11 protein-coding genes, 1 pseudogene and 1 riboswitch are annotated in these 15,502 nt (G+C 72.4%); of the genes and pseudogenes, 4 read left to right on the forward strand and 8 right to left on the reverse strand.

From position 1 onward, the window contains the following. Positions 1–15: 15 nt before the first annotated feature. The 3 genes from I5Q34_RS30830 to I5Q34_RS30840 form a co-directional block, all read right to left on the reverse strand. The gene (locus tag I5Q34_RS30830; RefSeq protein WP_199895738.1) at positions 16–822 is read right to left on the reverse strand and encodes a M23 family metallopeptidase; all 807 of its coding nucleotides are present in this window, start codon (positions 820–822) and stop codon (positions 16–18) included. Positions 823–835: 13 nt separating this feature from the next. After that, positions 836–992: riboswitch (cyclic di-AMP (ydaO/yuaA leader) on the reverse strand. Between the two features lie 264 nt (positions 993–1,256). Then, entirely contained in the window at positions 1,257–2,624 is a 1,368-nt protein-coding gene (locus tag I5Q34_RS30835; RefSeq protein ID WP_199896060.1) for a pitrilysin family protein, read from the reverse strand. Between the two features lie 44 nt (positions 2,625–2,668). Next, positions 2,669–4,033 (reverse strand): pitrilysin family protein, encoded by a 1,365-nt coding sequence (locus I5Q34_RS30840; RefSeq protein ID WP_199896061.1) that lies wholly within the window; start codon positions 4,031–4,033, stop codon positions 2,669–2,671. Positions 4,034–4,277: 244 nt separating this feature from the next. On the opposite strand from I5Q34_RS30840, the gene I5Q34_RS30845 reads away from it, so the two are divergent. Further along, entirely contained in the window at positions 4,278–6,737 is a 2,460-nt protein-coding gene (locus tag I5Q34_RS30845; RefSeq protein WP_199895739.1) for a DNA topoisomerase (ATP-hydrolyzing) subunit A, read from the forward strand. Positions 6,738–7,302: 565 nt separating this feature from the next. Here the strand turns inward: I5Q34_RS30845 and I5Q34_RS30850 are convergent. After that, positions 7,303–8,382, reverse strand: coding sequence for a GTP-binding protein (locus tag I5Q34_RS30850; protein ID WP_277965598.1), 1,080 nt, complete (start codon positions 8,380–8,382; stop codon positions 7,303–7,305). 162 nt (positions 8,383–8,544) lie between these two features. Between I5Q34_RS30850 and I5Q34_RS30855 the strand changes: the two genes are divergently transcribed. Then, positions 8,545–9,450, forward strand: a complete 906-nt coding sequence (locus I5Q34_RS30855; RefSeq protein WP_199895740.1) for a sucrase ferredoxin — start codon at positions 8,545–8,547, stop codon at positions 9,448–9,450. Positions 9,451–9,527: 77 nt separating this feature from the next. Here the strand turns inward: I5Q34_RS30855 and I5Q34_RS30860 are convergent, their stop codons facing one another. From I5Q34_RS30860 to I5Q34_RS30870, 3 genes are all read right to left on the reverse strand, one after another. Continuing rightward, the gene (locus I5Q34_RS30860) at positions 9,528–10,586 is read right to left on the reverse strand and encodes an ABC transporter substrate-binding protein (protein WP_199895741.1); all 1,059 of its coding nucleotides are present in this window, start codon (positions 10,584–10,586) and stop codon (positions 9,528–9,530) included. A gap of 113 nt (positions 10,587–10,699) precedes the next feature. Then, the gene (locus I5Q34_RS30865; protein WP_199895742.1) at positions 10,700–11,569 is read right to left on the reverse strand and encodes an ABC transporter permease; all 870 of its coding nucleotides are present in this window, start codon (positions 11,567–11,569) and stop codon (positions 10,700–10,702) included. Next, positions 11,559–12,407, reverse strand: a complete 849-nt coding sequence (locus tag I5Q34_RS30870; RefSeq protein WP_199895743.1) for an ABC transporter ATP-binding protein — start codon at positions 12,405–12,407, stop codon at positions 11,559–11,561. Before I5Q34_RS30870 ends, I5Q34_RS30865 begins: the two co-directional genes overlap by 11 nt. 288 nt (positions 12,408–12,695) lie before the next feature. On the opposite strand from I5Q34_RS30870, the gene I5Q34_RS30875 reads away from it, so the two are divergent. Together I5Q34_RS30875 and I5Q34_RS30880 are read left to right on the forward strand one after the other, a co-directional pair. Beyond that, positions 12,696–14,336 (forward strand): sensor histidine kinase, encoded by a 1,641-nt coding sequence (locus tag I5Q34_RS30875; protein ID WP_199895744.1) that lies wholly within the window; start codon positions 12,696–12,698, stop codon positions 14,334–14,336. Further along, on the forward strand, positions 14,333–15,010 hold the full coding sequence (locus I5Q34_RS30880) for a response regulator (RefSeq protein ID WP_199895745.1): 678 nt from the start codon (positions 14,333–14,335) through the stop codon (positions 15,008–15,010). The genes I5Q34_RS30875 and I5Q34_RS30880 overlap by 4 nt, the downstream gene beginning before the upstream one ends. A gap of 9 nt (positions 15,011–15,019) precedes the next feature. On the opposite strand, the pseudogene I5Q34_RS35240 reads toward I5Q34_RS30880, so the two are convergent. After that, positions 15,020–15,346: pseudogene (locus I5Q34_RS35240) on the reverse strand (response regulator transcription factor); the annotation flags it as partial. Positions 15,347–15,502 lie beyond the last annotated feature (156 nt).

Consider the following 15,502-nt stretch of genomic DNA (forward strand, 5'->3'; position numbering starts at 1 on the left):
AATCCTGGGCGCGTCCTAGATGTTGACGCCGTGGGCACGCAGATAGGCGACCGGGTCGATGTCCGAACCGTAGGTGGGCGCGGTGCGGGCCTCGAAGTGCAGGTGCGGGCCGGTGACATTGCCGGTGGAGCCGGAGAGGCCGATCTGCTGGCCGGGGGTGACGGTCTGGCCGGCACTGACGGATATGGACGACAGGTGGCCGTACTGGGTGTAGGTGCCGTCGTTGTGCTGGATGACGATGTTGTTGCCGTATGCGCCGCCCCAGCCGGCCTCGACGACGGTGCCGGCGCCGACGGCCTGCACGACACTGCCCTCGCCGGCGTGGAAGTCCACACCGGTGTGGCTGCCGGAGGACCACAGGCCGCTGGTGGCCTTGTAGGTGGTGGAGACGAAGGAGCCGGCGATCGGCATCACGAACGCGTTGAGCCGCTTGCGCTCCGCCTCGCGGGCGGCCCGCTCCGCCTCGGCGCGCTCGGCCTCGGCCTTGCGCTTCGCCTCGTCGGCGCGCTTCTTGACCAGGGCGGCCTGCTGCTTGGCCTCGGACTCGGCCTGCTCCCGGGCGGCGGCCTGGTCGGCGGAACCCTGCTGCATCTGGGCCTGCTCGCCGACGCCGTCGGCCACGCGGTCGGAGAGCACGACGGCCTGGGTGAGGCCGGTGTCCTCGGGACGCTGCGCGTCGTCGGGGGAGGCGGCGAAGGCCGGAGCGGCGACGCCGGCGACGACGCCCGCGGCGGTGAGGGTGGCTATGCCGGCGACGTTGGCGCCGACACGGGCGGCGCGGCTCGGACGACGGTGCTTCCCGGTGGCACGGGTGAACGCCATGGCTACGGCTGTTCCTTTCCTTCCCTGTCGCCTACCGGGTTAGCTGACGGGTTCGGAGCAGGAAGGTCTCCTACGGCCCCCTCCGGAGAGAGTTCCGATTCACCCCAGGGAACAGGTGGTTCCCCGGCTCCCCTGGCTCGCGCCGTACGGGGACTCGGCGATGGCTGCCCGGGGCCGCGGTTGCGGCTCCGATCTGACGGACTGCCGCCCCGAAGCTAATCGGCGTCAGATTCGAACGGCAAACGGAACGGCGGTTTCGTGACGCACGCCACACCACTCCCGTGCAACCACCTTGCCAATTCGGGCATAACGGAGGCGCGTGGGTCCCGTTGACCCCACGCGCCTCCGTGCTCAGGCGCATTGACCCGCTTCTGAGCCGCCGTCAAGCGAAAATCCGCTGTCAGGCGGGTCCGTCCTCGGACAGGAATCCGCTGTCAGGCGGGAATCACCGTCACCTCGCCGATCCCGAGCGCCTTGACGGGCTCGGCGATCTCGGCGGCGTCCCCGACGAGGACCGTGACCAGGCGGTCGGCCGGGAAGGCGGCCACGACGGCCGCCGTGGCCTCCACCGTGCCGGTCTCCGCGAGGCGTTCGTAGAGCCGGGCCTGGAAGTCGTCGGCGAGGTGCTGCTCGACCTGGTCGGCGAGGGTGCCCGCGACGGCCGCCGCCGTCTCGTACTTGAGCGGGGCGACGCCCACGAGGTTCTGCACGGCGACGTCGCGCTCGGTGTCCGTCAGGCCCTCGGCGGCGAGGGTGCGCAGCACGGTCCACAGATCCGCCAGCGCCGGGCCGGTGTTGGGGGTGTCGACCGAGCCGCTGACGGCCAGCATGGCGGTGCCCGTCCCGTCGGGGGCGGAGCGCAGGACCTGGGCGAAGGCGCGGACGCCGTAGGTGTAGCCCTTCTCCTCGCGCAGCACCTTGTCGAGCCGGGAGGTCAGGGTGCCGCCCAGGCAGTAGGTGCCGAGCACCTGGGCGGGCCAGACGCTGTCGTGCCGGTCGGCGCCGGTACGGCCGATGAGCAACTGCGTCTGGACGGCGCCCGGGCGGTCCACGATGATCACGCGGCCGGTGTCGTCGGCGGAGACGGGCGGCACGGGCCGGGGCTCGGCCGGGGAGCCCGTCCAGGCGCCGAGGGTGTCGGCGAGCGCCTGGTCGAGGTCGACGCCGGTGAGGTCGCCCACGACCACGGCGGTGGCGGTGGCCGGGCGGACGTGCGCCTCGTAGAAGGCCCGGACGGACGCGGCGTCGATGCGCTCGACCGTCTCCTGGGTGCCCTGGCGCGGCCGCGACATCCGCGAGTCGGCCGGGAAGAGCGTGTCCGACAGGGCCATGGCGGCCCGGCGGGCCGGGTTGGCCAGCTCGTGGGGGATCTCGTCGAGGCGGTTGAGGACCAGGCGCTCGATCTCGTTGTCGGGGAAGGCGGGGGCGCGCAGGGCGTCCGCGAGCAGGCCGAGGGCCTTGGGCAGCCGGGAGGCCGGGACCTCCAGCGACAGCCGGACGCCCGGGTGGTCGGCGTGCGCGTCGAGGGTGGCGCCGCAGCGCTCCAGCTCGGCGGTGAAGTCCTCGGCACTGAGCTTGTCGGTGCCCTCGGAGAACGCCCGGGCCATGATCGTGGCCACTCCGTCGAGCCCCGCGGGCTCGGCGTCCAGCGGCGCGTCCAGGCTGACCTCGACGGCGACGACCTGCTGGCCGGGGCGGTGGCAGCGCAGCACCGTCAGGCCGTTGGGCAGCACCCCGCGGCCGGGGGCCGGGAAGTCCCAGGGCGTGGCCGTGCCCGGCCGGGGCTGCGGGTGGAAGTGCATGGTGGGCTCGGCGGTGTCGGTGGCGCCCACGACTGCGGCGTCGGTCACTGGGCCGTCTCCTGTTCCTGTGCGTTGTCGTCGGCCTGTGCGGCGTCGTCGGCGTCGGCCTGCGGGCCGGTCGGTTCGTACACCAGCACCGCGCGGTTGTCCGGGTGGAGGCGGGCCTTGGCCACGGCCCGCACCTCCTCCGGGGTGATGTCCAGGACGCGCTGCACGGCGGTGAGCGCGAGCTGCGGGTCGCCGAAGAGCACGGCGTAGCGGCACAGTTCGTCGGCGCGGCCGCTGACCGTGGCCAGCCGGTCGAGCCACTCGCGCTCCAGCTGGGCCTGGGCGCGCTCCATCTCCTGCGGGGTGGGGCCCTCCAGGGCGAAACGGGCCAGCTCCTCGTCGACCGCCTTCTCGATGGCGGGGGCCTCGACGCCGGCCGAGGCCTTGACGTCCAGCCAGCCGAGCGAGGGGGCGCCCGCCAGGCGCAGCAGGCCGAAGCCGGCGGCGACGGCGCTGCGGTCGTGCCGGACCAGGCGGTTGTGCAGCCGGGAGGACTCGCCGCCGCCGAGCACGGTCAGCGCCAGGTCCGCGGCGTCCGCCTCGCGGGTGCCGTCGTGCGGCAGGCGGTAGGCGGCCATCAGGGCCCGGGAGGGCACCTCCTCCCGGACGACGTGACGCAGCTGCTCGCCGATGACGTCCGGCAGGCTGCCGTCGCGCGGGGGCTGCTTGCGGTCGTGGGCGGGGATGGAGCCGAAGTACTTCTCGACCCAGGCGAGCGTCTGCTCGGTGTCGATGTCGCCGACGACGGAGAGGACCGCGTTGCCCGGCGCGTAGTACGTGCGGAAGAACTCCCGCGCGTCCTCCAGGGAGGTGGCGTCCAGGTCGGCCATGGAGCCGATGGGCGTGTGGTGGTAGGGGTGGCCCTCGGGGTAGGCCATCGCCGTCAGCTGCTCGAAGGCGGTGCCGTAGGGCACGTTGTCGTAGCGCTGGCGGCGCTCGTTCTTGACGACGTCGCGCTGGTTCTCCATGGACTCGTCGTCGAGCGCGGTGAGCAGCGAGCCCATCCGGTCGGCTTCCAGCCACAGCGCCAGCTCCACCTGGTGGGCGGGCATGGTCTCGAAGTAGTTGGTCCGCTCGAAGCTGGTGGTGCCGTTGAGCGAGCCGCCGGCGCCCTGCACCAGCTCGAAGTGGCCGTTCCCCGTGACCTGCGCCGAGCCCTGGAACATCAGGTGCTCGAAGAGGTGGGCGAGGCCGGTGCGGCCCTCGACCTCGTGCCGCGAGCCGACGTCGTACCAGAGGCAGACGGCCGCGACCGGGGTCAGATGGTCCTCGGAGAGCACGACCCTCAGGCCATTGGCCAGGCGGTGCTCGGTCGCTGTCAGGCCGCCGGTACCGGCCCGCTGCGCGGCCGTGTGACCCATGGGCATGTACGTCCCTTCGATCGCTTGCTTCTCGCCGCGTCGCGCGCCGCCGCATCCCGTGGCGCCCCGCGACGGCTCGCGGATGAACAGTGCTGTCACTGTATGCAAGCGCACTGACATCCCGCGAAGTTCCCGGCCGGGTCCCTCTTGCGGACGGGTCGCGGTCGGCGTTGTCGGTGGGGCGGTCCACAATGGTCGGCGTCGTACCCACCCCCGGCAATCGATCGAAGGAGCCGCAGCCGCGATGGCCCGCCGCAGCACGAAGACCCCGCCGCCGGAAGAGTTCGAGGAGCGCATCCTCGACATCGACGTCGTCGACGAGATGCAGGGCTCCTTCCTCGAGTACGCCTACTCCGTCATCTACTCCCGCGCCCTGCCCGACGCCCGCGACGGCCTCAAGCCGGTGCAGCGCCGCATCCTCTTCCAGATGAACGACATGGGCCTGCGGCCCGAGCGCGGCTACGTGAAGTGCGCCCGCGTCGTCGGCGAGGTCATGGGCAAGCTGCACCCGCACGGCGACGCGTCCATCTACGACGCGCTGGTGCGCATGGCGCAGCCGTTCTCGATGCGCGTGCCGCTGGTCGACGGGCACGGCAACTTCGGCTCGCTGGGCAACGACGACCCGCCGGCCGCCATGCGGTACACCGAGGCCCGGATGGCCTCCACAACGGCGCTGATGACCGCCTCCATCGAGGAGGACACGGTCGATTTCACGCCCAACTACGACGGCAGCGAGCAGGAGCCGGTGGCCCTCCCGGCCGCCTATCCGAACCTGCTGGTCAACGGCGCGACGGGCATCGCCGTCGGCATGGCGACCAACATGCCGCCGCACAACCTGGGCGAGGTGATCGCCGCCGCCCGGCACCTGATCCGGCATCCGAACGCCGACCTCGACACCCTGATGAGGTACGTCCCCGGCCCGGACCTGCCCACGGGCGGCCGGATCGTGGGCCTCGGCGGCATCCGGGACGCGTACGAGACGGGCCGCGGCACCTTCAAGATCCGCGCCACCGTCTCGGTCGAGAGCGTGACCGCCCGCCGCAAGGGCCTGGTGGTGACCGAGCTGCCGTTCGCGGTGGGCCCGGAGAAGGTCATCTCCAAGATCAAGGACCTGGTCGGCTCGAAGAAGCTCCAGGGCATCGCCGATGTGAAGGACCTCACCGACCGCGCCCACGGCCTGCGGCTGGTCATCGAGATCAAGAACGGCTTCAACCCCGAGGCCGTGCTGGAGCAGCTCTACAAGCTGACGCCGATGGAGGAGTCCTTCGGCATCAACAACGTCGCGCTGGTGGACGGTCAGCCGCTGACGCTCGGCCTCAAGGAGCTGCTGGAGGTCTACGTCGACCACCGCTTCGAGGTGGTGCGGCGGCGCAGCGAGTTCCGTCGCGGCAAGCGGCGTGACCGGCTTCACCTGGTCGAGGGTCTTCTGACGGCGCTCGTTGACATCGACGAGGTCATCCGGATCATTCGATCGAGCGATAACGCGTCGGAGGCCAAGTCGTCACTCGTGGAGCGGTTCTCGCTCTCCGACGTGCAGACCCAGTACATCCTCGACACCCCGCTGCGCCGTCTGACGAAGTTCGACCGGATCGAGCTGGAGTCGGAGCGCGACAAGCTCACCTCGGAGATCGAGGAACTGACCCGGATCCTGGAGTCCGACGCCGAGCTGCGCAAGCTCGTCTCCGCCGAACTGGCCGACGTGGCGAAGAAGTTCGGCACCGACCGGCGCACGGTCCTGCTGGAGTCGGCGGGCACTCCAGCGTCGGCCGTCCCCCTCCAGGTCGCCGACGACCCCTGCCGGGTGCTGCTCTCCTCCACCGGCCTCCTGGCCCGCACGGCCACCGGCGAGCCCCTCACTCCGGAGGCGGGCGAGGCCAAGCGCGTGAAGCACGACGTGATCGTCTCGGCCGTCCCGGCGACGGCTCTCGGCGAGGTGGGCGTGGTCACCTCCGCAGGCCGCCTGCTGCGGCTGCGGGTGATCGACCTGCCGCAGCTCCCCGGAACGGCGTCCGCGCCGAACCTGGCCGGCGGCGTCCCCCTGCCGGAGTTCCTGAGCCTGGAGGACGACGAGCGGGCGGTCTGCCTCACCACGCTCGACGAGTCCTCGCCGGGCCTGGCGATCGGCACGGAGCAGGGCGTCGTCAAGCGCGTGGTCCCCGACTACCCGGCCAACAAGGACGAGCTGGAGGTGATCGGCCTCAAGGAGGGCGACCGGATCGTCGGCGCGGTCGAGCTGCGCACCGGCGAGGAGGACCTGGTCTTCATCACCGACGACGCGCAGCTGCTGCGCTACCAGGCCGCGCAGGTGCGTCCGCAGGGCCGGCCGGCCGGCGGCATGGCGGGGGTCAAGCTGTCCTCGGGGGCGAAGGTGATCTCGTTCACCGCCGTCGACCCGGCGGAGGACGCCGCGGTGTTCACGGTGGCCGGTGCCAAGGGCGGCCTCCCCGGCGCCGCCTCGGAGGGCACGGCGAAGCTGACCCCGTTCGACCAGTACCCGCGCAAGGGCCGGGCCACGGGTGGCGTCCGCTGCCAGCGCTTCCTCAAGGGCGAGGACTGCCTGGTCCTGGCCTGGGCGGGCACCTCCCCGGCCCGCGCCGCGAACGCGTCGGGCACCCCCGTCGCCCTCCCGGACCCCGACCCGCGCCGCGACGGCTCGGGGACGCCGCTCCCGAAGCCGGTGACGTCGGTGGCGGGTCCGGTCTAGGCCGACGGGCGCCGGGCGGACGGACGGGAGTCCGGCCTGCCCGGCGGTGCCGGCTGTGCGCCCGGCGGACGAGGGAGCGGTGCCGGTCCGGGCACCGCCCCCCACCCCGGGGCCGGGGACAACCGCACGGAGCGCGACCCCTGCTCACGCCGCGGGGCCGGGGCGCGTCCCGTTCAAGTGCGCGGCGGGGGGCCGCCTTCACTACGCGACAGGCGGTACGGGGGCGAAGCCGTGCGGTGCCGCGGGGGCTCGGCACCGACCGAACCCCCGCGATGGTCCGGAGCCTTGGCTCACGACGGAGCCGCAGGCGAAGCCACGGAGCGCAGGAGACCGAACTCCGCGCCCAGTTCCGGCGCCGCCCGCCCACCCGCTACGGGCCCGCCTTCGGTGTTCTCGTCGAGCTGCGCGGCGCCGGCTCCTGGCCCCCTGGCCCCGGGACGGTAGGCACAGCTCCGGTTCACCCGGCAGAGCCGCGAACCGGAACCAGAAGTGGAGGGGGCGAAGCCCCCGCCCGCCGCCCGGGTCCGGGAAACGACGAAAGGGCGGGGCGGGGGCAAACCCCACCTCACCCCTGCGTATACCGCAACACCCCCCACATGCTCCGCTCATCCACGTCCCCCGCCCCCTCCCCCACCCTCCGGCACCCCTCCAGCCCCTCCCGCAACGCACCCCCGTCAATCCCGCTCCCAATCATCACCAGCTGCGTGGTGCGCGCCTCCGAGCGCCCCCACGCCGACCGGTGCATCCGCAGGAAGTCCCCCACCGCGTGGAGCGCGAACTTCTGCCGGTGGCCGGGCACTCCGAAGTACACGAACCCCTTGATCCGGTAGAGCCCCTCCGGCCTCCGGTCGAGGAAGTCCATGAACAGCCGCGGATGCAGCGGCTCCTCGGAGACGAACTCGACGCTCTCGTAGGCGGCGTGCAGATGCCCGTCGTGACCGTCATGCCCGTCATGACCGTCATCGTGCTCATGCGCCTCGTGGACCAGATCCTCGAACGACAACTGCCGGATCTCCTCCAGCCGTTCCTCCCGCGGCCTGCGGTCGAAGAGCAGCTCGGGATCCACCCGCCCGTACGAGGCGGCGACGACGGGCGTCCCGGGCGCCAGCTCCGCCAGCGTCCCCGCCAGTTCCTCCCGCTCCGCCTCCCCGATGCGGTCCGTCTTGTTGAGGACCACGAGATCGGCGATGCCCAAGTGCCGGTCCAGCTCGGGATGCCGGACCCGGGTCCGCCCGAACTCCGCGGCGTCCACCACCTCGACCAGCCCGCCGTACATGATCTCCGTGTTGTCGCTGGCGAGGATCATCCGGACGAGTTCCTGCGGCTCGGCGAGCCCGCTCGCCTCGATGACGATGACGTCGATGCGGGCCGCGGGCCGGGACAGCCGGTCCAGGAAGGCGTCCAGGTCGCTGGTGTCCACGGCACAGCACAGACAGCCGTTGCCCAGCGACACCATGGAGGAGCCGACCTGCCCGGCCACGCTCATGGCGTCGATCTCGATGCTGCCGAAGTCGTTGACGACCACACCGACGCGGCTGCCCCCGCTGTGGGCGAGCAGGTGGTTGAGCAGGGTGGTCTTGCCCGAACCGAGGAAACCCGCCAGCACGATGACCGGGATCTGTCGCTTGGTCTCGCGGATGGTCACGCGGAAAGCCTCCGTCGTCGGGCCCGGAGCGCCTCTCGGGCGCTCCGGGAGCTGTCAGCCGGGCACGCGGGGCCCGGGAGCCCCACCCGCACCAGGATATGGTCGTACCGGAAACGGCCTTCCGAGCCAGGGCGTTCCGCCAGTCAGGTTAGGCTCACCTATGTGAGCACGTGCGCGACCGCCTCCCTGATGCTGGCCGAACCCCTCTCCGGCACCGCCGCCACCGCGCGCACCTGGCTGCTGATCGAGCAGCCCGGACCGTGGGGCGCCAAGGCGCTCACCGCGAGCCACCTCGACCCCGGGACGGGCCGGGCGCTGGAGGAGGCCGCCGCCGGTACGGGCGTACGGATCGCCCTGATCCGCCGCCCCGGACGGCACGCGGACTGTCACAGCCCCGGCACCCGGCGGATCTTCGTCGCCCACACCGCGCCCGGCCGCTCCTGGATCCGTACGGCCGGGGTCACCGACCCCGCGCTCCTCCTGGACCTGGACTTCGCGGCGCTCGGCGCCGGGGAGCACGGCGGTCTGGGAGAGCCGTACGAGGGCGAGCCCCTCGCGCTGGTGTGCACCAACGGCAAACGGGACCGCTGCTGCGCCCTGCTGGGCCGGCCCCTGGCGGCCGAGCTGACCGCCGCGGGCGGGACCGAGGTCTGGGAGGTGACCCACATAGGCGGCCACCGCTTCGCGCCGACCCTCCTCGTGCTGCCGTACGGCTACGCCTACGGCCGCGCCACCGCCCCCGCGGTCAAGGAGGTCCTGGAGGCGGCGCGCGAGGGCCGGATCGTCACCGCGAACTGCCGCGGCCGCTCCGCCTGGTCGCGCCCCGCCCAGGCCGCCGAGCTGGCGGTGCGGGCGCTGACCGGCGAGGAGGGCGCGGACGCCCTGGACGTGTCCGGGATCACGGGGTCGGCACCGCGCTGGACGGCGACCGTGGCCCACGCCGACGGACGGTCGTGGCGGGTCGTCGTCGAGCAGGGCGCCGCGACGCCGGCCCGGCCGGAGAGCTGCGGCCGCGCGCCGGTCTCACCGGCCCGGATGGACGTGGTCCACATCGAGCCGGTCACCTGACGCACGTCGTCCGATGCCGGTCGTCCGACGCACGTCGTCCGACGCCGCTCTCCCGGCCCGGCCCCCGGCCGCCCGTCTCAGCCCGCCTTCTTCGCGAACTCGGTCGTGTACGTCCTGCTCAGGTCCAGCGAGGCGTTCTTGAGCTGGGGGTTGAAGGACGTGAGCACCTTGTGGACCGTCCTCGGCCCGTCCTCCGGCATCACCCCGTCCTCGGTGAACATCGGCAGGGTGCTGGCGATCGCCTTGGTGTAGAGCTCCTTTCCGCCCTTGGCGTAGTCGGCGGGCATCTTGGCGGCGATCTCCTCGGGCTTGTGCGAGGACATCCACTTCAGCGTCTTCACCAGGGCGTTGGCGAGCCGCTGCACGGTCTCCTTGTGCCCGTCGACCCAACCGGTGTTCATGTAGAGGCTGGAGGAGGGGTAGAGCCCGCCGAGCGCGGCTCTTGATCCCTCCGGGGTGCGCATGTCGATCAGGACCTCGCCCACGTCCTTGGCGAGGACCTGGGCGACGGTGGGATCGGTGGTCATGCCGGCGTCGACGGACCCCCGTTGGAGCGCGGCGATGAACGTCTGGCCGGCGCCCACCGCGACCGGCGTGAACTCGCTGACCCGCACCCCGTTCTTCACGGCCAGGTACTTCGTCAGGAAGTCGGTGGACGAGCCGAGCCCGGTGACCCCGAGCTTCCTGCCCTTGAAGTCCCTGGGCGAGGTGACGGCCGAGGCGGCCTTCTTGGAGACGATCTCCACCTCGCCCGGCGCCCGGGCCAGTTGGACCACGGACTCGACGTACTTGCCCTTGGCCTGGAGGTCGAGCGTGTGGTCGTAGAACCCCACCGCGCCCTGGACCTCCCCGGACACCAGGGCGGTGGTGGCCTGCACCCCGGCGGGCTCGGTCAGCAGCTTGACCGGGACGCCCTCGTCGTGGAAGTAGCCGAGCCGCTGGGTGAGGATCATCGGCAGGTAGATGACCTTGTCCAGGCCGCCGACCATGATCTTTACGACGTCGCCCGAGAGGGCGTCCCCGCTCTTCGGGCCCGAGTCGCTGGACGCCTCGTCGGCGCACCCGGCGAGCGCGAGGCACAGGACCCCCGCGGTCACCGCCGCGGAGAGCCTGGTGAACGTGCGGAACGTGCGCATCCTTGAGTCCTTCGGGGTCATGGTGCACGGGTCGGGGTGTGCGTCGGAAGTGTGCGTCGAGCGTGGGCCCAGGGCGTACGGCCCAGGGCGTACGAGCCGGGGCGTACGAAGCGTCAGCGCCCGCCGTCCCGGCTCTGCGGCTTCCAGCGGAACAACCGTTTCTCCGCGAAGGTCAGCAGCGCCTCCGCGAGGAGCGCGACGACGGCGAGGATCACCATCGCCGCGTACACGCCCGCGGTGTTGAAGGTGCCCTGGGAGCCGGAGACCAGCAGGCCGATGCCTTGGGACGCACCGATGTACTCGCCGACGATGGCCCCGATCAGGGCGAAGCCGAAGCTGACGTGCAGGCTGGTGAAGATCCACGAAGTGGCGGACGGGACGACCACCTGGAGCGTGACGCGCCGGTGGGACGCGCCCAGGATGCGGGCGTTGGCGACCAGGTTCCGGTCCACCTCGCGCGCGCCCTGGAACGCGTTGAAGAACACCGGGAAGAACACCAGCACCACCGCCGAGGCCACCTTGGACGCCGGCCCCAGACCGAACCAGATCAGGAAGATCGGGGCCAGGACGATCCGCGGCAGGGCGTTGAGCACCTTGATGAACGGGCCGAGGACATCGGCCAGGAACGGCACCCGGCCCAGCGCGATGCCGAGCACGACCCCGCACGCCACACCGATCCCCCAGCCGATGAGGGCCTCCTGGAGGGTGACCCAGACCTGTTCGCCGAGAGACCCCTGCGGGGTGCCGTGTGCGATCCACTGCCAGATCTGGTCCCAGATCTCCGACGGCATCGAGAAGTTGAAGGGGTCGATGGCCTTCGCCCGGGACAGCGCCTCCCAGGCGGCCAGCAGCACGGCGAGCAGCAGCACCCGCGTCAGCAGGACCAGGATCCGGCGGTTGCGGGCGGCCCGGGCCCGGGCGGCGCCACGGTCCCCGGCGGACCGCTCCACCACCACCGGTACGGTCACGGATTCAGGCGGCATGCCCCGCTCCCCTCTCCCGTGTGATGCGCACCTCTTCGCCGAGCGACACCCAGATCTCGCGGTAGATCTCGATGAACCGGGGTTCCAGACGCACGGATTCGACCTTGCGCGGCCGGTCCAGCGGGACGGGGAAGACCTGCTTGACGGTGGCCGGTCCGGCGGTCATCACCACGACCTTGTCGGCCAGGGCGATGGCCTCCTCCAGGTCGTGGGTGACGAAGACGACGGAGGCGCGGGAGGCGGGGCCTTCGGCACGCGAACCACCCCACAGGTCCAGCAGTTCGTCCGACATCAGCGCCCGGGTCTGTACGTCGAGCGCCGAGAAGGGCTCGTCCATGAGCAGGATCTCCGGGTCGTTCACAAAGGTCTGGGCGAGCGCGACCCGCTTGCGCTGGCCGCCGGAGAGCTGGTGCGGATAGCGGTCCTCGAAGGCCGTGAGCCCCACCCGGCGCAGCCAGTCCCGGGCCCGGCCGCGGGCCTCGGACTTCGGCACGCCGCGGAAGCGCGGCCCGGCCGTGACGTTGGACAGGACGGTGCGCCACGGGAAGACCGCGTCCTGTTGGAAGACGAAGCCGACCTGCGGAGGGATGCCCGCGACGGGCCGGCCGCCGACCAGCACCTCGCCCTCGGTGGGCTCCTCCAGGCCGCTGACCAGGGTCAGTGTGGTGGACTTGCCGCATCCGGTCGGTCCCACCACGGCCACGAACTCGCCCCGCTCCACGACGAGGCCGAGGTCGCGGACCGCCGTGTGGTCCGTGCCCGACGGCGTGCGGAACACCTTGGTCGCGCCGCGCAGTTCGATGGCCGGGGCGCCTCCCGGCGGATCACCGATGTTCATCCGTCTGCCTCCACTCGCCTCCGCTGCCGCTCGGCCCCACGATCACGTGCGGGGCGCCGTGCGGAGGGTAGGAGCGGCCCGCGAGGGGCGGGCAGCCTTGTGAGCGCTGTGCGGGTTGAGCGCACGAACCCTGTTCTGTTCGTTCTGCTCACGCTAGAACAGGTGGCGGGACACAGAGGTCGGGCGGACGGCACGGTCCGCGCGACGTCCGGTCCTGCCACAGAGCTTCCACGAGACTTCGCAACGCAGCGCTCCGGCAGGGGTGCCGGTGACACGGAAGGGACCCGCATGCGCCCCCGGTGGTGGCCCCGCCGCGTCTTCGCCCAGGTGTTGTCCGCGCAGTTGCTGATCGTCACCGGGGTCACCCTGCTCACCGCGGGCCTGGTCCTGACCCCGTTCGGCTCCCGCCTGGACGACCAGGCGATGCGCCGGGCGCTGGCCATCGCCCAGACCACCGCCGCCCGGCCCGGCCTCGTCCGCGACCTGCTGGCAGCACGCCCCGTCCCGGACGGGCCCGTGCAGGCGGACGCCGAGCGCATCCGCCGGGCCACGGGCGCGCGTTACGTCGTGGTGGTCGACACCCGGGGGATCCGCTACTCGCACACCGACCCCACGCGGATCGGCCGGCGCGTCAGCACCGACCCGGGCCCCGTCCTGACCGGACACGAGTGGACGGGCATCGAGGAGGGCACCCTCGGACGTTCGGCCCGGGGCAAGGTGCCCCTGCGCGACGCCGGGGGAACGGTCGTCGGCGCGGTGTCCGTCGGCATCTCCTACGCGAGCGTCCGCGCCCTGCTGCTGCGCTCGGTTCCCGGTGTCCTGCTGTACGCCGGAGCGGCGCTGGCCGTCGGCGCCACAGCCGCCTTCGTCGTCTCGTGGCGGCTGCGCACCCGCACGCGCGGCATCGAACTCGCCGAGATCCCCTCCCTGTTGGAGGAGCGCGAAGCGGTGCTGCACGGCATCGGGGAGGGCGTCATCGCCCTCGACCGGAGCGGACGCGTCCGGCTGGTCAACGACGCGGCGCGGCGACTGCTCGGCCTGGGGCCGGACACCGCCGGGCAACCGCTCGACGCCCTGCTGCCGCCCGGCCGGACCGCCGACGTGCTGACGGGCCGGGTGACGGGGACCGACCTGCTGACTGTCCGGGGCGACCGCGTCCTGGTCGCCAACCGCAGGGACACGGCCGACGGCGGGGCGGTGGCGACCCTGCGCGACCGGACCGAAGTCGAGCGCCTCGGGCGCGAACTGGACGGGACGCACGGTCTCACCGAGGCGCTGCGCGCCCAGGGCCACGAGCACGCCAACCGGATCCACACCCTGGCCGGGCTGCTCGAACTGGGCCGCTACGCGGAGGCGGCGGACTACCTCACGGAGGCCATCGGGGCACCCCCGGCCGTGGCCGGACGGATCGCCGAGCGGGTGCACGATCCGCTGGTGGGCGCGCTGTTGGTGGGCAAGGGCGCGGTCGCCGCGGAACGCGGCGTGGCGCTGGAACTGAGCCCGGCCAGCCGGCTTCCGGACCTCTTGGCCGACCCACGGGATCTGGTCACGGTCCTGGGCAATCTGGTGGACAACGCCCTGGACGCGGCGGCGGGCGGCGGCTTGACCGGAAAGCGGGGCGCGGAACGGCCGCCCGTGGAACCGTGGGTGGAGGTCGACCTGCGGGTGGCGGGATCCACCGTGGTCCTGCGGGTCTCGGACAACGGGCCGGGCGTTCCGCTGGAGGCGAGAGAGCTGGTCTTCACCGACGGCTGGACCACCAAGGAACCCGTTTCGCACCGCCGCCGGGGCCTCGGCCTCTCGCTCGTCCACCGGCTGGCCGAGCGGTACGGCGGCTCGGCGCGGGCCGGCGAACGAAGCGGCGGCGGGGCGGTGTTCACGGTGGAACTCCCGGAGGCGCTGCGATTGCCCGAAGGAGTGAACCGATGATCGAAGTCCTCGTCGTGGACGACGACTTCCGCGTTGCGGAGATCAACGCGGCTTATGTACGCCGGATTCCGGGATTCCGGGTGAGAGCCACGGTCCACAACGCGGCCCAGGCCATGGCCGTGCTGGACCGGGAGCCCGTCGATCTGCTGCTGCTCGACCAGTATCTGCCGGACGAGACGGGCCTCTCACTGGTCCGCCACATCCGTCAGCGCGGCCACGGAGCCGACGTCATCATGGTCACCGCGGCCCGCGACGTCGCGACCGTCCGCACCGCGATGCGCTACGGCGCCCTGCAGTACCTGGTCAAACCGTTCTCCTTCCCCGGCCTGCGGGTGAAGCTGGAGGCGTACGCCCAGCTGCGCCGGACGCTGGAGGGGACGCAGGAGGCGGAGCAGGACCAAGTGGACCGGATCTTCGGCGCGTTGCGCACGGCCGCCACGACCCCTCCCCTGCCCAAGGGCCACTCCGCCCCGACCGCCGAGCTGATCCGCCAGGTGCTCTCCGACGCCGCGCGGCCGCTCTCCGCCCACGAGGTCGCCACCCGCTCCGGACTGAGCCGCTCCACCGCCCAGCGCTACCTCAAGCGCCTGGAGGAGTCCGGACGTCTCAGCCTCACCCTGCGCTACGGCGAGACGGGCCGGCCGGAACACCGTTACGCCTGGTCCGGCCGGTGACCGTGCCCCTCAGCCACGGGCCGGTCCCGGAGACGGGACGATGCCGTGGTGGAAGGCGTAGCGGACGGCCTGCGCCCGGTCGCGCACACCGGTCTTGGCGAAGAGGTTGTTGATTGCGTCTTCACCGTCGCGGTGCTCACATGGAGCCGACGGGCGATCCGCGTTCGACAACCCTTCGGCGACCAGCGTGAGAACCTCCGCCTCACGAACCGTCAGCCCGTCCCGATGCCGAGCAGGGCCCCGGCCGCCAACAGGCCCACGGACGCTGCCCGGTGGCCGCCGTCCACCAGCCCCGGCTCGCGAAGGGCGACGACGGCCAGCACCGCCGGAACGACCCACCACCGGCGGGAACCTGAGACCACCTTCTGCGGCTTCACCTGGCGGACGACCACCAGCACACTGACCGGACCGGACATGGAAAGCCTCCGTGGAGCGCGGACACGATGGTCGGACGCGGCCCGTCCGTCTCACCAGGACGCCGCGGAACGACAC

This window comes from Streptomyces sp. AV19, from assembly GCF_015999245.1.
Taxonomy (GTDB): Bacteria; Actinomycetota; Actinomycetes; order Streptomycetales; family Streptomycetaceae; genus Streptomyces.